Genomic DNA, 19,239 nt, shown 5'->3' on the forward strand with positions numbered 1-19,239 from the left:
CGCCGGTGCCGGTCGGCACCGGCGCCGCCGCCCCCGGACGATCGGTTCCGGGAACGGCGGTGAGACTTCTCAGTGCCCCGGTTCCACGTCGTAAAAGCCGAAGCCGTCCAGATAGCAGACAGTGGCGAAATCTTGTAGGAGGACGGAGCGGTCCGGGTGGATCAGACCCACCGTGACCGGTTCGCTCTCGTCGTCGATCGTGCGCACGAGGCGTTCGCCGGGTTTGAAACGCTGGGTGACGCCCCGGCAGCTCTCCAGCTCCTCGATCAGACCGATGTGCGGGTAGCCTCGCAGGACGCCCTCGTACGGCGAGGCGAAGAAGGCCATGGCGCCGTGGTTCTCCACGGCGTACGGGGCGTCGACCTCCTCGAGGAACCGCTCCGGGTCGGCGTACGCCTGCACGGTCCGGTCGATCTGGGACTCGCCGGTCAGCAGGACGGCGTACCGGGCGACGTCCGCCCCGCACAGCCGCGCGCCGGCCTCGACCAGGCGCGGTGCCGCACCGGTGAGCATGACCTCCAGGTGCACCGGGCCCCAGAGGATGCCGAGGGCGTCGAGGACGCGGTAGGAGTACTCGGCGACGGCGTGCCAGTCCGCGTCGTCGCTCGGGACCGAGGTCATGCCGTTGATCCGGTCGCGCATGCCGTTGACCGTGATCTTCTGGTAGCGCCAGACGTCCGTGACCCGGTGCCGGCCCCGGCAGCTGACGGTGTTCACCACGAACTCCACGCCCCGGAGGTACTCCTGGGCGACCACGCCCTCGTTGGGGACGTCGAAGACGCTGTCCCGGGACATGATCCGGTGGTACGCGGCGACCGACTGCTCGGGGGCGTCGCAGAACGACACCCCGTCGTTGCGGGCGCTGCGCACCGGCTTCACGACGATCCGGCCGCCCATCGACCGGTGCCACGCCTCCAGCTCCTGCGGGGAGTCGACGCGCTCCTGCCGGGTGGTCGGCACTCCGGCCGCCCTGAGCGCCTCGATCTGGACGTACTTGTCGCGGCGGGCCTCGCTGAGCGCGGTTCCGTTGCCGGGGAGGCCCAGGGCCTCGTTGAGCCGGTCGGTGAACTCCACCCCCAGCTCGCTGCCCACCACGACGGCCCGCGGGTCGAACTTCGCCAGCCGCTCGACCATGTCCTCGAAGGTCCCGTCGTGGACGAGGTTGTCCCGGTAGCCGGTGAGGTCCGCCGGTCCGTAGGAGGGCGGGACCTGCGGTGTGGACTGGACACGGACGCAGTCGAGCCCCGCCTCGCGGAACGCCTGGCCCACCTTGTTGACGGCGCCGTAGGGATCGACGAGGGCGATCGTGCGTGGGTCAGCCATGGTGTCCTTGCTCCACTTCGTAGAAGCCGTACCCGTCGAGGTAGCAGACGGTCTGGAGGTCCTTCTCGACCGTCGCGGCATCGTCGTGCGCCAGACCGACCGCGAGGGGTTCGGTGCCGTCGTCGACCGTGCGGCGCAGCTGCTGTCCCGGGGTGACCCGCAGCGCCATGCCCTGGTAGCTGTCGAGGCCTTCCACTTCGCCGAGCAGCGGGTACGACCTGAGGCGGCCTTCCAGCGGGGAGGCGAGGAACGCCATCGCTGCGTGGCCGTCCCTGCGGTAGGGGGTGTCGACGTCGGCGAGGAAGGCCTCCGGGTCCGTGTACGCCTGCACCGTGCGGTCGATCTGCGACTCACCGGTGACGAGGACGGCGTACCGGGCCACGTCCGCGCCGCACAGGCGGGCGCCGAGCTCCACCAGGCGAGGGCCGTCGGAGGTCATGATGATCTCGAGATGGGCGGGCCCGTGGGCGATGCCGAGGGCGTCGAGCACCGCGAAGGCGTATTCCCGCAGCCGGCTCCAGCGCGGGTCCGACGGCGGCAGCGAGAGGATGCCGTTGATGCGGTCCCGGACGCCGTTGACGTCGATCTTCTGGTAGCGCCAGGTGTCGGTGACGCGGTGGCGCCCGTCCCGGCTGACGGTGTTGACCACGAACTCCGTGCCGGTCAGGTACTCCTGCGCCACCACCCCCTCGTTGCGCAGGCCGAAGTCGTTGACGGCGCGCCGGACCCGCTCGTAGGCGGCGACGGACTCGGCCGGGCTGTCGCAGACGCTCACCCCGTCGTTGCGGGCGCTGCGGACCGGTTTGACCACGACCCGCCCGCCCAGCCGCCCATGCCACGCCTGTAGTTGCGCGGCGTCCTCGACCGTCAGCTGACGTGCCGTGGGCAGGCCGGCCGCCGCCACGGTCCGCGTCTGCACGTCCTTGGTGCGCCGGGCGTGGCTGAGCGCGGTGCCGTTGCCCGGCAGGCCGGTGGCCTCGCACAGGGCGTCGGCGAGTTCGACGCCCTGCTCGGCTCCCGCGATCACAGCGATCGTCCGGTAGTCGGCCAGCCGCGCGGCGGTCGCCTCGACGTCGCCGGTGTGGACGAGGTTGTCGGCGTACAGCCCGAGGTCCAGTTCGCTGCGGTAGTGGGCGGGTATGTCGACGGTGCTCTGCACCCGCACGCAGTCGTGCCCGGCGTCGTCGAACGCCTTCGCCAGCCGGGCGGCGGACCCGAAGCCGTCGACGACCGCGACGGCGGGACGCCGGGTCACGAGCCGTGCCCGACGACGGTGCGCAGCGCGGCTGTCAGCCGCTCCACCAGTTCGTCGGCCTCCTCCTCTCCCAGCACGAGCGGCGGCATCAGCACGAGCGTGTTGTTGGTGCTGGTCAGCAGCAGACCGGCGGCCTTGCAGGCGTGGCGCACCTGCGCCATCTCGCTCTCACCCAGCCGGCCCGACTCCCGGCGCAGCTCGACGCCGATCATCAGGCCTTCGCCGCGCACGTCGTGGATCAGCTCGATCTCCTCGGCCGCCGCGCGCACCCGCCGGCGGATCTCCGCCCCGGTCGTCCGCACCCGCTCCAGCAGCGTGCCGTCAGCCAGTTCGTCCAGGACGGCCAGTCCGGCGGCCATGGCGGCAGGATGGCCGTCGGCGGTGCAGCCGTGCGGGAAGACGTACTCCGGACGGGAGACGGCCTCGTCGAAGACGGCGTCCGAGCAGACCAGGGCGGCCAGCGGGAAGTAGCCGGAGGTGATGCCCTTGCCCAGCACCAGCATGTCGGGCAGGACGCCCTGCGAGGCCATCACCGACATCGCGCCCGTCCGGCCGAATCCCGTGGTGACCTCGTCAGCGATGAGATGGATGCCGTGCCGGTCGCACAGTTCCCGGATCGCGGCGAGGGCCCCTTCGGGGGCGGGCACGACGTCGGTGCCCATGATCGGCTCGACGATCACGGCGGTGATGTTCTCCGGCCCGCGCCGTTGCACGGCCCGTTCGAGGGCGTCCAGATCCCAGGGCCGGACATGGTGCACCTCCGGGGCGAGCGGGGCCTGCAGTGCGTGCATCTGCCGTTCGCCGGTGAGCGCGCCGGCCAGGCCCCCGGTGCCGTGATAGCCGTTGGTGAAGGCGAGGACCTTGACGCGCTGCGTCTCGCCGCGGACCTTGCGCACGAAGCGCGACATGAGCACCGCGGCGCTGGTCATCTGGGAGCCGGTGCTGCCGAAGCGCACATGGTTGAGAGGGTCGGGCAGTTCGGCGACCAGTCGGCGGGCATAGTGCAGGGAGACCTCGGAGGGCTCCTCGTAGCGGATGATCTGGGCCACCGGCAGCCGGCGGAGCTGTTCGGTGACGGCGTCCACGATCCGTTCGCAGCTGTAGCCGAGGGTCGTGTTCCACATCGCCGCCCGGGCGTCCAGGTACCAGGTGCCGGTGGCATCCTGCACGCGGCAGCCCTTGCCGTGCACGACGGCGGTGGCGTCGAAGCCACCGTCCCGGACGGTCTGCGGCGTGAGGGAGTTGTGCCAGAGTGCGTCGTGGTCGTTCCTCAGCATGCCAGCGTCTCCAGCTTCTTGCGGTCGAGCTTGCCGTTGTCGTTGAGCGGGAAGCGGTCCACCCGCAGGAACCGGCCGGGGACCATGTAGGCCGGCAGCCGGCCCGCCACCCATCCGGCCAGTTCCGCCACCGGCACCGAGGCGCCCACATAGAGGGCCCTCAGGTCGGTGCCGTCGAAGAGGACGGCGGCGTCCTCGACACCGGGGTGGCTGCCGAGGGCCGCCTCGACCTCCCCCAGCTCCACGCGGTAGCCGTGGACTTGGACCTGGGCGTCCAGCCGGCCGAGGTGGGTCAGAACCCCGTCCTCCTCCACGACCCGGTCGCCGGTGCGGTACCACAGCCGGGCCGGCGGGACGTCGTGCGTGTCGTGGACGCGGGCCCCGGCGCCGGGCTCCCAGTCGAGGAAGCGGCCCGCGTTGTTCTCCGGGTCCAGGTAGCCCGCGAAGCGCTGCACGCCGCGTACGCACAGCTCGCCCTCGGCCGCGGGGCTGCCCGTCTCGTCCAGGACGACGTGCTCCAGGTGCGGCAGGCGGTGGCCGATCGGCACGGAGGCGTTGCGGGTCCTCGGCCAGTCGGCGGGGTCGGCGGGCAGCCGGTAGGCGGTGCAGGTGACGGTGAGTTCGGTGGGGCCGTACAGGTTCTCGATGACCGCCTGTGGTGCCGCCCGGTGCCAGGCGGCCGCCTGCTTGAGGGTCAGCTGTTCCCCCGCGAACAGACCCCACCGCAGGTCGGGGAGGCACCCGGCCGGCAGCCTGCGCATGCGTGCGGCCAGCGAGACCACCGACGGCACGGAGAACCAGTGCGTGAGCCGATGCTCCCGGGCGAAGGCGGCCGGGTCGGCGAGGTCCTCCCGCTGCGGTACGACCAGGGTGGCGCCTCCGGCCCACGTGACGAACATGTCGAACACGGACGGGTCGAAGGTCAGGTCGAAGGTCTGGCTCAGCCGGTCGCCCGGAGCGACTTCGTAGCGTTCCACCTGGTGGGCGATGTAGGGGAGCACGTTGCCGTGCGCGATGGGCAGGCCCTTGGGGACACCCGTCGAGCCCGACGTGAAGAGGATGTACGCGGGGGCCTCGCCGGCGGGCGGCGACGCGGCCGGGCCACCCGTCCCGGCCGTGGTCCCGTCGGCCGACGCCGCCGAGGAGGGCTGCCCCGACGGCGTGCCGTCCGCCGTCGCCAGGGCGAGCGGGACCGCGCTCTCGCGCATCAGATCCCGCAGCGCGATGTCGGTGAGGACGGTCCGCAGGCCGGCCCGGGCGGCGATCGCGGCGTTGCGCTGGGCGGGGAAGATCGGGTTGAGCGGGACCACGGTCGCCCCGGTGCGCAGGATGGCCAGGTATCCGGCGTACGCCAGCGGTGAGCGGGAGGCCAGCAGTCCGATGCGCGCTCCCGGTGGGACCGGGCCGAGGTGGGCCGCGAGGCGTTCGGCGGTCCGGGCCAGCTCCCGGTAGGTGAGGGTCGCGCCGGCCGCGCTCAGGGCGGGCCGGTCCGCGTGCCGTCGTGCGCTTGCGGAGAACAGGTCGAACAGTGAGTCAGACATGGCGGACCTCCCGGTCCATGAGGGCCAGCACGCCGTCCGCCGCGTGCAGTCGGTCGTTGCTGTAGTTCAGCGGGGCGGACCGCAGGTCGCGCAGCGTCCGCTCGAGGCCGGTCGGCGAGTCCCGCAGGTAGCCGTGGCGCATGCCCATCAGGTCCGTCAACTCGTCGGCCGCCGCCGGGCACAGCTCCGACGCGGTCAGTTTCACCGCGTTGATCAGGAGTTGCACCGGCGCGCTCGTGGTGTCCTCGGCCGAGGCGAGGACCGACGCGGCGTGCGTGATCAGCGCGTGGACGGTGTCCAGGCGTTGGCGGACCCGCGAGAGGCGGGTGAGCAGCAGGGGAGAGTCCAGGTCGTAGCGGTGCCGCTCGGCCCGCAGCAGGGTCACGACGCGCTGGAGCGCGCCGTCGGCGGCGCCCTGCCAGCACGCCGCCCAGCCGAGGTGGGCCAGCGGGGCGAAGGTGCGTACCGCGATGTCCCGGAACGCCCCGTGCTCACCGATGACCTGGTCGCGGGGGATCTCGCCGGCCAGGTGCAGGGGCGCGCTGTGGGTGGCGCGCATGCCCATCGGGTTCCAGTCCCCCCGTACCGTGACGGTGAGCTGGTCGCGCTCGGCGTAGACCAGCGACAGCTGGGACGGGGACGTGGCGTCCGGGGCCAGGGCGGTGATGAGGAAACCGTCGGCGTGGCTGCCTCCGGTCACCACGGGGGCGAAGCGGTCCACGCGGACGGTGGAGTCGTCGCCGGCCGCCAGCGGGGAACCGGAGGACAGCAGGTGTCCGCCGGTGGCGGCCTCGGTGGTCACCGAGGCGAGGTAGAGCTCGCCGCGGACGATGCGGGGCAGCAGCCGCTCCCGGAGGGGGCCGCCGTCCCGGACGACGGCGGCCACCTGCTGGCAGTGCATGGTGAAGATCATGCCGACCGACATGCAGGTGCGGGAAAGACGGCTGCTCACGGCCAGCAGTTCGTCCATGCCGCCGCCGGGACCGCCGTCCTCGGCGGGCACCAGGAGCCCGAGGAGGCCGGTGCGGCGCATGGCCTCCAGCGCCTCGGCGGGGAAGCGCGCCTCGCGGTCGCAGGCCTCGGCGTGCCGGGCGGCCTCCGACTCGACCTCGGAGACGGCACGTTCGAGGTCGGCGGGGCGCCACGTCGTGCGGGGGAGGTCGGTGACGGTCATCCGGGCACCCCGCTGGTGCGCAGGGTCCGCTCGAAGAGGGCGATGAGCGTGTCCAGGCGACTGAGGTTGTCCGGGGTGAGTTCGCTCGCCTCGACCTCGGTGTCGAGTTCCTCCTCGACCCGCTCGACGATCTCCACGATGCGGAAGGAGCTGAACGTGGGCAGGGCGGTCAGCACGCTGGTGCTGTGCAGGTCGGCCCGGTCGACGCCGAGGACCTCGGCGGTGATGCCGGTGACGACCGCGTGGACGTCGGGTGTCTCCATTGATGTCTCCCGGGTGTGGTCAGGCGCCGAGTTTGGCGAAGCCTTCTGCGACGCGGATGAGGGCGTCGGCGACGTGCGGAAGGCCGAGCGGGTCGGGGGCCGCGAGGGCGGCCTCCTGCTCCTCGTCGGTGTCGCCGTAGAGCATGCTGGTGGCGGCTTTGAAGCGCAGCGCGCCGGGATCGTCGCCGAGGTGGTGTCCCGCGAGGACGGCCAGGCCGTGCTCGTCGAGCAGATGACGGGCCAGCGCCGCCGATCCGGCCACCCCCCGCTGCGCCAGTGCCTCGCGCCGCGGCTCGAAGTCGGGGTAGACGTAGAACGCCCCGGTGGGCGGCCGGCACGTGGCTCCGGCGGCGATCGCCGCGGCGTGCACGGCACGGGCCACGGCTCCGTGCAGTCGTGCGCTCGCCGCCAGCCGCTGCCGGATCTCGGGCGGGTCGCCGAAGGCGTACGCGGCGACCTGCTGCATGGGGCCCGACAGCGTGGACCACATGTCGCTGGCCACCGCGACCAGCCGGTCGCGCAGGTCGCGTCCCCGGGCGCCGGGGGGCACCCGCAGGCCGCCGATGCGCCAGCCGCCGAGCGCCAGGGACTTGGACAGCCCGGTGGTCACCACCGTGCGGTCGGGGGTCACTTCGGCGGGGCTGAGGAAGGGGGCGTCGGGCCGGTGCATGACGTCGCGGTAGATCTCGTCCGAGACGACGGTCAGGTCCTCCGCCTCGGCGATCCGGCACACCCGCTCGATCAGCCCGGCGGTGGCGAGCGTGCCGGTCGGGTTGTCGGGGAGCGTGAGCACGACGATGCGAGGGTCGCCTCCCGTCCGGCGGGCGCGCTCGATGGTCTCCGGCAGGGCGTCCGGGTCGGGGATGCCGCCGCATTCGGCGGGGATCGGGACGCCGTACACCTTCTTCCCGGCCATGCGGGCCTGCGGTTCGTAGGAGTTCCAGCTGGGGCGCGGCAGGAGCACGTCTCCCGGCAGGACCAGGTTCAGTGCCATGAGCAGCGGCTTGCTGCCGGGGCCGAGCAGGACGTCCCGCGGGCCGGTGGGCAGGCCGCGGCGCTCGAAGTAGCCGGCGAGCGAGGCGAGGGCGTCGGGCGCTCCGGCCACGGGCCCGTAGGCGTTGCGGTGGGCCCCGGCGCGCAGTTGTTCCACCAGGGGGGCGAAGGCGGGCAGCCGGGACTCGCCGAAGCCGAGGTGGACGACGGACCGGCCCTGGGCCCGCAGCCGCGCGACCTCTTCGTTGAGGGCGAGATTGGGGGACATCGAGGCGTTCACGGCCGCAGCGCCTCCCGGATGTCCTGCGGCGTGTCCGCCGCGATCTCGAGGTCGCTGAGCCAGGTGGCACTGGGGTCGTAGTGCGCCCGGAACGGGCGGCCGACCAGGGCGGGGTTGCGGGCCTGTGCCAGCCGCAGCTGGAAGTACCGGTCCCCGCCGAGGGTCTCGACGCCGTCCACCACGACCTTGCCGGGCGTGGTGGACATCACGGGGCCGCGCACGGTGCGGGCGAGACCCGGCAGGGTGCGGTAGGCGGTGTGGAAGATCTCCATCGCGCGGGCCAGCGGCACCTTGAAGTAGTCGTAGGGGCCGGTGTCGCGTTCGACGAACATGTAGTACGGGACCGCGCCGAGCGCCAGTTCGGACTTCCACATGGAGGCCCAGGTTTCGGCGTCGTCGTTGATGTGCGCGACCATCGGGGCCTGGCAGTAGACCACGGCTCCCGTGGCCCGGATCCGCCGCACGGCCTCGGTCACCCGGGCGGTGCGCAGTTCGCGGGGGTGGGTGAAGTGGGCCATGACGGCGACCTGTTTGCCCGCGGCCGTGATCCGCTCGAAGAGCCGCAGCAGCGAGTCGGCGTCCGCGTCGCTCACGAAGCGCTGCGGCCAGTAGGCCAGGGATTTGGTGCCGATGCGGACGGTGTTGACGCTCTCCACGCCGAGCAGCGGCTCCAGGTGCCCGGTGAGGCGGTCGGTGCTCATCACCATCGGGTCGCCCCCCGTCACCAGGACGTCGCTGACCTCGGGGTGGTCGTGCAGATAGCGGACGAGCCGGTCCGGGCCGGGGGCGGCGAAGCGCAGGGACGGGTCTCCCACGAACTGCGCCCACCGGAAGCAGTAGGTGCAGAAGGAGTGGCAGGACTGTCCCTGCGTGGGGAAGTACAGCACCGTCTCGCGGTACTTGTGTTGCAGGCCGGCCAGCCGTTCGCCCTCGTGCACCGGCACGTTGTACTCGCGCTGCCCGGAGGGGTGGGGGTTGAGTCCGGCGCGGATCCGTGCGACCTCGGCGGCCATCTCGCGCTTGGTCGCCCCGGAGCGCACGAGCGACTCCAGGGAGCGCTCGTCGTCTTCCGGGAGCATGCCACGCTGGGGGAAGACCAGGCGGAAGAGCGGGTCCTGCGCCGGGTCCGTCCAGTCGATCAGATGATCGAGCACGTACTCGTTGACGCGGAACGGCAGGACGTGTGCCAGCAGGGCGATGCCGTCCCGGATCTGCGGGGAGAGCCCGTAGCGCCGGGCGATGTCGTCGATCTGCCGCGGACCGAAGGCACGGAAGCGGGTAGTGCCGACCGGTTGGTCGAGCATCAGTGTCATGCGGGGTCCCTCTGAATTCGGCGGAATAGCTGGGCGACGGCAGGCCGGCCCTTGTCGGCGGTCGTGGCGTCGAGCGCCGATTACCCCGCTGGGATTCGTTGATTCGAGGTCGTTTCCGAAGCCATAAATGCTTCGCATGGCGTCGATAAGAGTGCCTAATTTCGCCCCTGACCTGCTTTCATAATGCCCGCAGTCGAAGAAGATAAGAGCCCTCTATGGGGTGCGAACGGAATTCGTTTGAAAGGTGGGTGGCGCGGAAGTCGCTTCTCGTCAGTGCCATTGAGTGCGGAAGGAAAGATCCTTGATGATCCGTTGCCCGCGTCGCGGACGCACACCATGAGCCGCCCGGATGTCGCCCAGCCGGTGCTCATGCCGATGGGCCGGCCCCGGCCCGGGAGGTGCAGCGTCCTCGTCCACGCCGCCGGCGGTGGTGTCGGGGCCTACACGGGCGTCGGGTTCGCCCTGCGCCGGTCCGGCCCGGTCGTCGCCCTGCGCGGGTACGGGCTGGCGCCGGGGGAGGAGCCGGACCGCAGCGTCGCCGCCATGACGGACCGCTACTGGTCGCTGCTGGCGGAACTCCCCGAGCCACCGAAGCTGTTGTTCGGCTGGTCACTCGGCGGCGTGCTCGCCTGGGAGCTGGCCGCCCGGCTGGCCGAGGAGGGACAGCGGCCACGGGTCGTGATGGTCGACAGCCCCGCCGCCCGCATCGACCGTGACCCGGCGGCCGCACGACGGTGGCGCGAGCGGGTCCACGCCTCCCTCGCCGCCGACGACAGCGGCGTCCCCGCCGACCGGGTCGCCGCGACCGCCGACGCGCACCTGGACGCCGTCGTCTCCTACCGGGCCGAGGCGCGCCACGACTGCCCCACACTGCTGATGCCGTGCGCGGACGAGGACAACGACGACCACCTGGCGGCCTGGCGCGAGGTGGCCACGCACCTGACCGTACGGCCGCTGCCCGGCGACCACTTCACCGCCTTCGACGGCGAGCGGCTGCCCCTTCTCCTGGACCACCTCGGGGCCTTCCTCACGACAACGGAGGAGCAGCATGCCTGACGGTCTCCTGAGCCGGGCCCGCGCGGCGTTCGACGCGGCCCCGCCCGTGGGCGACCCCGCCTACGACCGGTACTGCCGTGCCCTCGGCGAGGAACTCGTCGCCCACTGGCCGCAGATCGCCAGGGCCAACGCGGCGGACGTCGCCACGGCCCAGCGGCTGGGCATGCCGCCCACGCTGGTGGAGCGGCTGCGTCTGACCGACGTCCACCGGGACCGGATGGTCGAGCTCACCGCGATGACCCGGGACGAACTGCGGAAGGTGTGCGAGACGGAGGTGCCCGTCTCCGGTGCGGCGCGGCACGTCCACCGCGTCCCGCGGCCCCTCGGCGTCGTCCTGATGGTCTACGAGGCGCGGCCCACCGTCACCGTGGACGGCGCCCTGCTCCCGGTCGCCGTCGGGAACGCCGTACTGCTGCGCGGCGGCAAGGAGACGGCCGCCACCAACGCCGCCGTCGAACGGGCCGTGCACGCCGCGCTCACCCGAGCGGGACTGCCCACGGGCCTCGTCACGGTGCTGGACGACCCGCAGCGCCGGTTGCTGCGGGCCCTGTTGAAGCGGCCCGACGAGGTGGACGTGCTCATCCCGCGCGGCTCTCCCGCGCTCGTGGAGCACTGCCGTACCAGTGCCATCCCGCTGATCGCCAGTGGCGGCGGCGTCAACCACCTCTATGTTCACCGCAGCGCCGACCTGGACCTCGCCGTGCGTGCCACGCTGGACAGCAAGCTGCCCGAGCCGGCCGGCTGCACCTCCGTGGAGACACTGCTGCTCGACCGCGCCGTCGCCCGGGACTACCTCGAGGCCCTGGCGCGCGGGCTGGCGGGCCGTGAGGCGGAGCTGACCCTGCACACGGCCCCCGAACTGGACGCTCTCGTCCCCAGCGCGCTCAAGACCGAACCCCTCGCCGCGCACGATCTGGGCCGGGAGTTCCTCGACCCGGTCGTCGCCGTCGTGCCGGTCGACGACGAGAACGCCGCACTGGACCACGTCCGCCGCCACGGTTCCGGGCACACCGAGGGCGTCATCGCCCGGGACCGGCACGTCATCGACGCCTTCCGCCGCCGCGCCGACGCGGCGATGGTCGTGGTCAACGGCTCTCTGCGGCTGCACGACGGTCCGACCCTCGGTCTGGGCACCGAGATCGCCATCGCCACCGGCCGTCTGCACGTGCGCGGTCCCGTGACGCTCGGCGCACTGGTCACCCACAGCTACGTCACCGACGGCGCCGGCGCGCTGCGCGGCTGACGTCCGGCCTCCCCTCTTCCCCGAAAGGCCTGCCATGCCCCAGGAACTGTCCCTCGACCGGGACGCCGTCGCCACCGTCGTCAAGAAGGTGGTCATCGCCGAGTCACGGCTGTCCCTTCCCCCCGACAGCGTCAGCGACGACGAACCACTCGTCGGGGACCTGCTGAACGTCAACTCGCTCGGCTTCGTCGGCATGCTCGTGCGGATCGAGGACGAGCTGGACGTCACCCTCCCCGACGACCTCTTCGTGGGGCGCAGCTTCCGTACCGTCCGGGACCTGATCGACGTCGTGACGGCCGCGGAGGTAGGGCGGTGACGCACGGGATCCCGACTCGCTGGCGCAGCGTCCTCCCGCATCTGTCCGAGCCCCTGCCTCCGGACCGCACCCCGCCCCGCCCCGGTGACGAGGCCGGAGAGATAAAGATCAACCTCCCGACCGAGCTGATCCGGCACAGCATCTCCGCCCGTGAGTACTGGGACATCCCCGCGCCGGTCGTCGAACGCTACCGGCAGTACCGCCCGACCCCGTTGTGGCGTGCCCGCGGTTTCGAGGAGGCCGTCGGCGCCCGCGTCCCCGTGTACGTCAAGAACGAGGGCGTCAACATCTCGGGCAGCCACAAGCTCAACACGGCTCTCGCGCAGGCCTACTACTACCGGAAGGCCGGGGTGAAGGAGCTGGTCACGGGCACCGGGGCGGGCCAGTGGGGCACCGCCATGGCTGCGGCGTGCGCCCTGTTCGGACTGCGCTGCCGGGTCTTCATGGTCGAGTCCAGCCTTCGCCGCAAGCCCTACCGCGGGGTCCTGATGCGCATGCTGGGCGCCGAGGTGCACGCCAGCCCCAGCGGCATGACCAAGGTCTCCGCCAACGAGGGCCCGGCCGCCGGCAACAGCCTCTCGCTGGCCATCGGGGAGGCCGTCGAGTACGCGGCGGAACACGACCGGGTGGCCTTCTGCATCGGCAGCGGGGAGACGTACAGCATCCTGCACCAGTCCGTGATCGGCCTGGAGGCGGAGGAGCAACTCGCGGAGCTGGACGCCGAGATCGGCGCGGTCGTCGGCTGCGTGGGCGCCGGATCCAACTTCGGCGGCATCGCGTTGCCCTTCCACGCCACGGCCAGGGCGGCTGGCAGGGAGGGGCCCCGGCTGGTCGCCGCCGAGTCCAGCAGCACACCGAAGCTGACCCGCGGTGTCTACGCCTACGACAAGACCGACGCCACCGGCAGCGGCCCGATGGAGGCCATGTACACCATCGGCAGCGACTACCGGATCCCGGACGCGCACACCGCGGGCCTGCGCTTCCACGGCGCGGCGAAGCTCATCTCCGCGATGCGGCACAGCGGGGACATCGACGCCATGGCGGTCAGCCAGGCGGACGCCCTGGACGCGGGCCGGCTGCTCGCCCGCCACGAGAGCGTCCTGCCGGCGCCCGAGTCCGGCCACGCCCTGGCGGCCGCCGCCCGCATCGCCACCTCGCCCGACGCCACCGGCGGGGTCCTGGTGTGCGTCAGCGGCCACGGCTACCTGGACCTCGGGGCCTACGAGCACTTCCTCGACGGCGGGGTCGAGGACCAGTCCCCGCCCGACGAAGCGCTCGCCCGTGCGGTGGCCGGGCTGACGCGGGTGGAGACGCGCCCGTGACGGCCACCGCCGCCCCGTCCGTGCGGACCGGGATCCTCGACTGCGTGCAGGTCAACCTGGCGGTCCTCGCGGACCGCCGGCACGGGCCGGGACGGCATCTCGCGCTGGGGGCGCGGCTGCGTTTCCGGCCGCGGCCCGGCCCCGACGGTCTGCCCACGGTGGACCCCCCGCCGGAGGAGCACCTGCGCGACGGAGCCGCTCTCGTGGGCCTGCGGCCGGACGCCTTCGCCCACCGCGTCCCCGCGGACGGGCTGCGCGCCATGGCCGAACGGGCGTCGGTGGTCTACGCCGTAGCCGACTCCTACGACATGCCGTGGCTGCCCTACGCGGGCCGGGCGCGCATGGAGCACAGCTTCCTGGCCGGTGCGCACCGGGACGGAGCCGAGGTCGAGGACGCGTACGACAACGAGACGGCGTGGGGGCCGGCCCGGCCCGGCCGGTGGACGTTCCCCTGGGAGCGCCTGCCCACCGCCTCCTTCGCGTGCACCCTGTCGCCGGTGCCCGAGTACCGCGTGCCCCGGCCGGAGCTGTCCCTGGACGATCCGGCGGCATACGTCGAGGCCTACACCGCCCACCCCGACGGGCTCGCCGCTCTGCGCCGGCTGACCGCGGAGACCTGGCTGCTGACGCGGGCCCGGCACCTGCACGCCGCCTACCGCGAGCACCTCGGCGAGCGGCTGGACGCGGAGGACCACCTGCGCCGTTGGGACCGGCTCACCCAGACCGCGTTCATCGCCCAGCGGCGCGCCGAACGGGGCAGGCCGGCCCCCGGGACCCTCCTGCCCGAACTGGCGTCCCTGCTGACCGCCGATCGCGAGGTGTTCGCCGTGCGGCCCCACCGACCCTGACCCTGCCGATCCTCACCACCACCCAAGCGACGGAGAAGCCGTGAACCAGCCCTTCATCGACCTGCTGACGCCCTTCCTCCCCAACCTCGGGGACCGTCCCCTCACCGAGGACAGCCGCCTGCACGACCTCGGGATGAACTCCATGAAGGCCATCGACCTGCTCTTCGCCATCGAGGACGGGCTCGGGGTCTCCCTTCCGGACGAGGACCTCAACGACACCACCTTCGCCACCGCCGGCAGTCTGTGGGCCGCGGTGCAGCGGGCGCAGGGTGCCGCCGAGGGAGACCGCAGGGCGGTGGCATGAGCGTCTCCGCAGTGCGGGATCCCGCCGCCGCGGCCGGCTCCCGGCTCGGCACACTGCCCGCCGACGCGAGCGGCGCCGACCTCTGGCGTGTCCTCGGAGCGGAGAACCGGCTGTCCGGGGTCTACCGCGGCAACGATCCACGCCGGGGCGTCGACGCGGCCGCGCTGAGCTCCCTGCTGACGGACGTCGACCGCCGCTTCGGCGTCGGCTCGACGCTGGCCGTGACCGTGCCGCTGGCCACCTGCCTGCCGCTGCTGGCCGGGGGGACCGGCCCGGCCGCCCGGACGCTCGCCGACAGCCTCGACGGGCGTACCGTCGTGGCCCTCGCCGCCACCGACGAGGACTCCGGCTGCGACCTGGCGGCACTGGACACGCGCGTCTCCTTCGACAAGGACCACGTCCGGCTCGACGGAACCAAGCGCTGGATCACCAACGCGACGACGTGCGGTGCCGCCCTGGTCCTCGCGCGTCACCGGCCGGGACCCCACTTCACCAACTTCACCTGGGTGCTCGTACCGGCCGACGCGCCAGGCGTGCGCGCGGAACCGGCCGAGACGGAACTGTTCGACGGCTCCGGGACCGGTCACCTCACCTTCGACGGCGTCCGGCTGACCCGCGACCACGTCGTGGGCGGTACCGGCCGGGGACTGAGCGCGTTCGCGGCCCACATCGCCACCGAGCGGCTGGCCGGGGCACTGTGGGCGGTCGCGCTGTGCGAGCGGGTGCTGCGCGATACCGCCCGCTACCTGGGGCGGCGCCGCCACGGCGGCGGGGTCCTGTGGGAGCGGGAGGGGATACGCCAGCGCTGGGCGGGCGCACTGCTGCGCTCCCGTCAGCACCGCGCCCTGACCGAGAGCCTCACCGAGGCCGTCGCCGCCCGCCGTGACACCTCGGCCGCCGCGCTGCTCAAGGCCAGCGCCGCCGAGACCGTCGAGTACGTCCTCGACGTGTGCGCCCACCTCCAGGGCGCGCACGGTTTCCGCACCGGCGGCCCCCAGCACCTGCGGGCGCAGGGCGCCCTGTTCGGGATCGGCGGCGGCACGACCGAGGTCGTTCTGAGCATCGTCGCCGAAACGGCCGCCCAGAGCGGTCCGGGGGAGCTGCCGTGAGGGTCCTGGAGATCACCCCGGGAGTGTGGGTGGCCACCGGTGAGGCGTTTACCGGCCGCCTGACCCCCGCCGACCTCGCCACGGCACAAGGCCGGCCGGCCTGGCGCGCGCGCCAGATCCTGGCGGGGCGTGCACTCCTGCGCGGGCTGCTCGCCGAGGTGGCACCCGACGATGCCGGCGAGCCGGTCGTGGCCGGCCACAACGGCAAGCCGCTCCTGCCGGGCCGGTCCCGGCCCGGCATCAGCATCTCCCACGACGGGGAGCACACTGTCGTGGCCGTCGCGTCCGGCCGCCGCGTCGGGGTCGACGTGCAGGTGCCGCCGGAGCACGTCGGCCACTCGATGGTCCGGCGGTGCGCCGCCCCGTACACGAACCACCTGTACCGCATGCCGGCGCCCCTGCGGCACACCGTCTTCACGGAGATCTGGACGGTCCAGGAGGCCTGCGTGAAGGCCCACGGCACCGGCATCGGGGGGCGCCCCTGGAGCATCGACGTGCCCCCGCATCTCGACCACGGTGACTGGCGCGGACTGCGCTGGCGCAAGGTGCGAGACCTCATCGACGTACCCGTGGCCTGTGCTTGGGAGGCGACACCATGACACCTGCCCTGTCCTGCTACTCCACCACGCTGGTGGAGTACCTGGGAGGCGCGGCGGCCGACCGTCTGGCGTCGGCGGTGCACCTGTGGGTGCGCACCGACGAACCGGGCGGCACGCTCGCCTTCTCCCACCACGACCGCATCGACGGCGGGACCCTGGTCCACGACCATCGCCCCGATTGGCCTTCGGCCCGTGCCGCGCTCGCCGGCCTGCTCGCCGAGCAGGGGCAGGTGATCGTGTCGGGCAACGCCTTCCACCTGCCCTGGTCTCCGCACCACGGGGTGCGGACCGTCCCCCACTGGTTCCTGCTGCGGGCCCACGACACGAAGGGGTGGCTCGTGGCCGACCCGTTCCACGCCCTGATGCCCAGCGGCGAGCAACTGCCCTACGCCGGAGTCCTCGACGACGACTCGCTGCGCCGGGCACTGACGCCGGTGGGTCGGCTCGACCCGGCCGTCCGCAACCGGGACGTGCACGCCCTGGGAGAACCGGTGGACATCGGCCCGATGGATGCCTACCGCTGGCTGCGCCGGGCCGTCACGCCCCCGGCCGGCGCCCCGGCGCAGTGGCCGGGCACCTGGCTGCGCGAGCCGCGGGAGGTGTTCGCGTACCTGCGGGACCGCCTCACCTCCGACGGGGACCTGCTGGAACGGCACGTCGACGACCTGTGGGCGGCGTCCCGGCACCAGCTCCACCGCCTGGGGCCGAACCCTGACCCGGACCTGGCCGACGCCTGGACGCAGTTGCCCAAAGCCCTGCGTTTCGCCGCCGACTCCGCACAGCGCGGACGCCCCCGCACGGGTGTGGTCGAGCGGGCGCTCGACACCCTCGCCGGGCTCACGACCGGCATGGAGGTGAGCCGTGCTCGGGGTTGAGACCTCGACTGCCCAGGCGGCCCCGTCGGCCGAGACGGGGGTGGACGAAGCACTCTTCCGCGCGGCGATGACGGGTCTGGCCAAGTGCGTCGCGGTCACCACCGCCCTCGGACCGAACGGGCCGGTGGGGTGCACCACGACCTCGCTGATGTCGCTGTCCGTGGCGCCGCCGAGCGTGCTGCTGGCCTTCGGCACGGGCGGACGCACCCTGGACCACCTGCTCGGCGCGGGCCGCTTCGCCGTCAACGTGCTGTCCCACACGCAGGGGCCGCTGGTCCGGCGCTTCGCCACCGGCACCCCGGCACAGCGCTTCCGGGACACGCCGCACGCCGTGGTCCGGGGCGTTCCCGTCCTGCACGACGCCGCCGTCGTGATGACCTGCGACGTCGCGGAGACCTTCACCTCCGTCGACCACGTCCTGGTCGTCGGCACCGTACGCCATCTGAGCACGGCCCCCGGTTCCCCGCTGGTGCTCGTCACCGGGGAACCGCACATCGCCACACCCGTACCGCCCGCCCCGGCCGCGGCCGGCAACCTGCGTTGACCTGGAGAGACCATGCCAGCGACTTCCGCACCTGCGGTGACCCACCGGCCCGACGAACGCTTCGACGAGTTCCTCCTGGCCGCCGCGGCCACGCACCCCGACCATCCCGCCGTGGTGGAGTACGCGGACGGCGTGGAACGGGTGACGACCTTCCGAGGCCTGCGTGAGGCCGCCGAGCGGTATGCCGCTGAACTGGACCGCTTCAGCCTGCGGATCGGCGACCGCGTCATGATCGTTTCGGACACGTCCGCCGAGGCCGTCGCCCTCGTGCTGGCGTGTTCGTCGCGCGGGCTGCCCTTCGTCCCCGTCAGCCCGGAGACGCCGGCCGAACGGCGGGAGACGATCGAGCGGCTGGCCGAGCCCGCGCTCTGCCTGACCGTCGACGGGGAACCCGGTGCGGCCGTGGGCCACGGCCGGTTCGGCGGGGGCAGCATCGAGGTGCCGCGCCCGCCGGTGCCCCGTGAGCGGCTGAGGCGCGCCGTGACGCCGACCGACACCGCCTACATCATCTTCACGTCGGGCACCACGGGCCGGCCCAAGGGCGTGGTGATGAGTCACCGGTCCGTCGTCGCCTTCTACCGGGGCATGATCGCCGAGGGGTTCGTGTCGATGGGCGACCGGGTGGCGTCGACGTCCCCACTCCAGTTCGACTTCTCGCTGCTGGACATCGGCATGGCGCTGGGCAGCGGAGCGGCGGTGGCCCCCGTCCCGCGGGCTCTGCTGCGCTGGCCGACGAGGTTCCTCAAGGTGCTGCGCGTCACCCGGGCGACCCAGGTCAACGGCGTGCCGTCCATCTGGCGGCAGTCGCTGCGCCACATCCCCGACCAGCTGGCCGACCTGCCCGATCTGCGCGGAGTGCTCTTCTGCGGGGAGGAGTTCCCGCTGGGCGAACTGCGCCACCTCCAGCGCCTGCGGCCCGGCATCCGGCTGATCAACTGCTACGGGGCGACGGAATCCATGGCGGCCAGTTTCGCCGAGGTCCCCGACCCGCTCCCCGAGGACGTGACGCACCTGTCGATCGGCAACGGGCACCGGGGCACCGACATCCTCCTGCTGGACACAGAGGGCTCACCCGTGTGCGAGGAGGGCGTCGTCGGCGAGATGTACCTGCGCAGCCCGGCCCTGATGACCGGCTACTGGGGGGACGCCGAGGCCACGGACGCCGTCCTCGTCACCGACCCGTTGGAGCCCCGCTCCGGGCAGCGCCTGTTGCGGACCGGTGACCTGGCCTTCCGGGCCGCCGACGGCACGCTGCGTTTCTGCGGGCGTCGGGACTCCCAGGTGCAGATCCGCGGCAACCGCGTGGAACCGGCCGAGGTGCAGCGACGGCTGCTCGCCCACTCCGAGGTCTGTGAGGCGGCCGTCGTGGTGTACAAGGGGCCTGACGGTAACGCTGAGTTGAGCGCGTTCGTCGTGTTGGCCGACGGAGCGGCCCCATCGGCCGAGAGCGATCTGCTCGCGTTCTGCCTGCGCTCGATGCCCGCGTACATGGCACCCAGCGTGGTGCGTATCGTGGAAAGCCTCCCCGTCAACCAGCACGGCAAGACCGACCACCGGCGGCTGCTCGCCCAGCTCCTCACGGACGCGGCCTGAGCGGCCCACGG

The 19,239-nt window shown here is 72.8% G+C and carries 19 protein-coding genes; 11 read left to right on the forward strand and 8 right to left on the reverse strand.

Features of this window, described 5'->3' with window-relative positions; genetic code table 11:
* Window positions 1-69 precede the first annotated feature (69 nt).
* From ACFY9E_RS17400 to ACFY9E_RS17435, 8 genes are read right to left on the reverse strand one after another with little or no spacing between them, the layout of a single operon-like run.
* Window positions 70-1,323: an ATP-grasp domain-containing protein gene (locus ACFY9E_RS17400; RefSeq protein ID WP_390984453.1), complete on the reverse strand. Its 1,254-nt coding sequence runs from the start codon at window positions 1,321-1,323 to the stop codon at window positions 70-72.
* A complete protein-coding gene (locus ACFY9E_RS17405) occupies window positions 1,316-2,578 on the reverse strand; it encodes an ATP-grasp domain-containing protein (protein WP_390984456.1) in 1,263 nt (420 codons plus the stop codon). The genes ACFY9E_RS17400 and ACFY9E_RS17405 overlap by 8 nt, the downstream gene beginning before the upstream one ends.
* A complete protein-coding gene (locus ACFY9E_RS17410; RefSeq protein WP_390984458.1) occupies window positions 2,575-3,855 on the reverse strand; it encodes an aminotransferase class III-fold pyridoxal phosphate-dependent enzyme in 1,281 nt (426 codons plus the stop codon). The genes ACFY9E_RS17405 and ACFY9E_RS17410 overlap by 4 nt, the downstream gene beginning before the upstream one ends.
* Window positions 3,849-5,396 carry an amino acid adenylation domain-containing protein gene (locus ACFY9E_RS17415; protein ID WP_390984461.1) on the reverse strand — a complete coding sequence of 516 codons (1,548 nt, stop codon included), beginning with the start codon at window positions 5,394-5,396 and terminating at the stop codon, window positions 3,849-3,851. The genes ACFY9E_RS17410 and ACFY9E_RS17415 overlap by 7 nt, the downstream gene beginning before the upstream one ends.
* Complete coding sequence (locus ACFY9E_RS17420; protein ID WP_390984463.1) at window positions 5,389-6,570, reverse strand: acyl-CoA dehydrogenase family protein; 1,182 nt, start codon at window positions 6,568-6,570, stop codon at window positions 5,389-5,391. The genes ACFY9E_RS17415 and ACFY9E_RS17420 overlap by 8 nt, the downstream gene beginning before the upstream one ends.
* Window positions 6,567-6,833: a phosphopantetheine-binding protein gene (locus ACFY9E_RS17425; RefSeq protein ID WP_390984466.1), complete on the reverse strand. Its 267-nt coding sequence runs from the start codon at window positions 6,831-6,833 to the stop codon at window positions 6,567-6,569. Before ACFY9E_RS17425 ends, ACFY9E_RS17420 begins: the two co-directional genes overlap by 4 nt.
* Window positions 6,834-6,852: 19 nt before the next feature.
* Window positions 6,853-8,094: an aminotransferase class I/II-fold pyridoxal phosphate-dependent enzyme gene (locus tag ACFY9E_RS17430; protein ID WP_390985103.1), complete on the reverse strand. Its 1,242-nt coding sequence runs from the start codon at window positions 8,092-8,094 to the stop codon at window positions 6,853-6,855.
* A gap of 8 nt (window positions 8,095-8,102) precedes the next feature.
* Window positions 8,103-9,419, reverse strand: coding sequence for a KamA family radical SAM protein (locus ACFY9E_RS17435; protein ID WP_390984468.1), 1,317 nt, complete (start codon window positions 9,417-9,419; stop codon window positions 8,103-8,105).
* A gap of 336 nt (window positions 9,420-9,755) precedes the next feature.
* Between ACFY9E_RS17435 and ACFY9E_RS17440 the strand changes: the two genes are divergently transcribed.
* From ACFY9E_RS17440 to ACFY9E_RS17490, 11 genes are read left to right on the forward strand one after another with little or no spacing between them, the layout of a single operon-like run.
* Window positions 9,756-10,475 (forward strand): thioesterase domain-containing protein, encoded by a 720-nt coding sequence (locus ACFY9E_RS17440; RefSeq protein ID WP_390984471.1) that lies wholly within the window; start codon window positions 9,756-9,758, stop codon window positions 10,473-10,475.
* Entirely contained in the window at window positions 10,468-11,718 is a 1,251-nt protein-coding gene (locus ACFY9E_RS17445; protein ID WP_390984473.1) for a glutamate-5-semialdehyde dehydrogenase, read from the forward strand. Before ACFY9E_RS17440 ends, ACFY9E_RS17445 begins: the two co-directional genes overlap by 8 nt.
* 34 nt (window positions 11,719-11,752) lie before the next feature.
* Window positions 11,753-12,034, forward strand: coding sequence for a phosphopantetheine-binding protein (locus ACFY9E_RS17450; protein WP_390984476.1), 282 nt, complete (start codon window positions 11,753-11,755; stop codon window positions 12,032-12,034).
* The gene (locus ACFY9E_RS17455; RefSeq protein ID WP_390984479.1) at window positions 12,031-13,356 is read left to right on the forward strand and encodes a TrpB-like pyridoxal phosphate-dependent enzyme; all 1,326 of its coding nucleotides are present in this window, start codon (window positions 12,031-12,033) and stop codon (window positions 13,354-13,356) included. The genes ACFY9E_RS17450 and ACFY9E_RS17455 overlap by 4 nt, the downstream gene beginning before the upstream one ends.
* Window positions 13,353-14,204 carry a hypothetical protein gene (locus ACFY9E_RS17460; protein ID WP_390984482.1) on the forward strand — a complete coding sequence of 284 codons (852 nt, stop codon included), beginning with the start codon at window positions 13,353-13,355 and terminating at the stop codon, window positions 14,202-14,204. The genes ACFY9E_RS17455 and ACFY9E_RS17460 overlap by 4 nt, the downstream gene beginning before the upstream one ends.
* Window positions 14,205-14,244: 40 nt before the next feature.
* Window positions 14,245-14,508: a phosphopantetheine-binding protein gene (locus ACFY9E_RS17465; RefSeq protein ID WP_390984484.1), complete on the forward strand. Its 264-nt coding sequence runs from the start codon at window positions 14,245-14,247 to the stop codon at window positions 14,506-14,508.
* Window positions 14,505-15,617 (forward strand): acyl-CoA dehydrogenase family protein, encoded by a 1,113-nt coding sequence (locus tag ACFY9E_RS17470; RefSeq protein WP_390984486.1) that lies wholly within the window; start codon window positions 14,505-14,507, stop codon window positions 15,615-15,617. Before ACFY9E_RS17465 ends, ACFY9E_RS17470 begins: the two co-directional genes overlap by 4 nt.
* Window positions 15,614-16,216, forward strand: a complete 603-nt coding sequence (locus tag ACFY9E_RS17475; protein WP_390984488.1) for a 4'-phosphopantetheinyl transferase superfamily protein — start codon at window positions 15,614-15,616, stop codon at window positions 16,214-16,216. Before ACFY9E_RS17470 ends, ACFY9E_RS17475 begins: the two co-directional genes overlap by 4 nt.
* Window positions 16,213-17,091 (forward strand): hypothetical protein, encoded by an 879-nt coding sequence (locus ACFY9E_RS17480; RefSeq protein ID WP_390984491.1) that lies wholly within the window; start codon window positions 16,213-16,215, stop codon window positions 17,089-17,091. Before ACFY9E_RS17475 ends, ACFY9E_RS17480 begins: the two co-directional genes overlap by 4 nt.
* Window positions 17,078-17,635 carry a flavin reductase gene (locus ACFY9E_RS17485; protein WP_390984492.1) on the forward strand — a complete coding sequence of 186 codons (558 nt, stop codon included), beginning with the start codon at window positions 17,078-17,080 and terminating at the stop codon, window positions 17,633-17,635. The genes ACFY9E_RS17480 and ACFY9E_RS17485 overlap by 14 nt, the downstream gene beginning before the upstream one ends.
* Before the next feature lie 12 nt (window positions 17,636-17,647).
* A complete protein-coding gene (locus tag ACFY9E_RS17490; protein ID WP_390984494.1) occupies window positions 17,648-19,228 on the forward strand; it encodes an AMP-binding protein in 1,581 nt (526 codons plus the stop codon).
* Window positions 19,229-19,239: the final 11 nt, after the last annotated feature.

Origin of the sequence: Streptomyces sp. NPDC012466 (genome assembly GCF_042955215.1) — a bacterium.
Lineage (GTDB): Bacteria > Actinomycetota > Actinomycetes > Streptomycetales > Streptomycetaceae > Streptomyces.

What these genes read in the sequence shown, in the direction of transcription:
- ACFY9E_RS17480 (WP_390984491.1), top strand. Translation starts at nt 16,213, where the DNA reads ATGACACCTGCCCTGTCCTGCTACTCCACCACGCTGGTGGAGTACCTG.
- ACFY9E_RS17470 (WP_390984486.1), top strand. Translation starts at nt 14,505, where the DNA reads ATGAGCGTCTCCGCAGTGCGGGATCCCGCCGCCGCGGCCGGCTCCCGG.
- ACFY9E_RS17440 (WP_390984471.1), top strand. Translation starts at nt 9,756, where the DNA reads ATGAGCCGCCCGGATGTCGCCCAGCCGGTGCTCATGCCGATGGGCCGG.
- ACFY9E_RS17445 (WP_390984473.1), top strand. Translation starts at nt 10,468, where the DNA reads ATGCCTGACGGTCTCCTGAGCCGGGCCCGCGCGGCGTTCGACGCGGCC.
- ACFY9E_RS17430 (WP_390985103.1), bottom strand. Translation starts at nt 8,094, where the DNA reads ATGTCCCCCAATCTCGCCCTCAACGAAGAGGTCGCGCGGCTGCGGGCC.
- ACFY9E_RS17450 (WP_390984476.1), top strand. Translation starts at nt 11,753, where the DNA reads ATGCCCCAGGAACTGTCCCTCGACCGGGACGCCGTCGCCACCGTCGTC.
- ACFY9E_RS17490 (WP_390984494.1), top strand. Translation starts at nt 17,648, where the DNA reads ATGCCAGCGACTTCCGCACCTGCGGTGACCCACCGGCCCGACGAACGC.
- ACFY9E_RS17415 (WP_390984461.1), bottom strand. Translation starts at nt 5,396, where the DNA reads ATGTCTGACTCACTGTTCGACCTGTTCTCCGCAAGCGCACGACGGCAC.
- ACFY9E_RS17400 (WP_390984453.1), bottom strand. Translation starts at nt 1,323, where the DNA reads ATGGCTGACCCACGCACGATCGCCCTCGTCGATCCCTACGGCGCCGTC.
- ACFY9E_RS17410 (WP_390984458.1), bottom strand. Translation starts at nt 3,855, where the DNA reads ATGCTGAGGAACGACCACGACGCACTCTGGCACAACTCCCTCACGCCG.
- ACFY9E_RS17435 (WP_390984468.1), bottom strand. Translation starts at nt 9,419, where the DNA reads ATGACACTGATGCTCGACCAACCGGTCGGCACTACCCGCTTCCGTGCC.
- ACFY9E_RS17425 (WP_390984466.1), bottom strand. Translation starts at nt 6,833, where the DNA reads ATGGAGACACCCGACGTCCACGCGGTCGTCACCGGCATCACCGCCGAG.
- ACFY9E_RS17420 (WP_390984463.1), bottom strand. Translation starts at nt 6,570, where the DNA reads ATGACCGTCACCGACCTCCCCCGCACGACGTGGCGCCCCGCCGACCTC.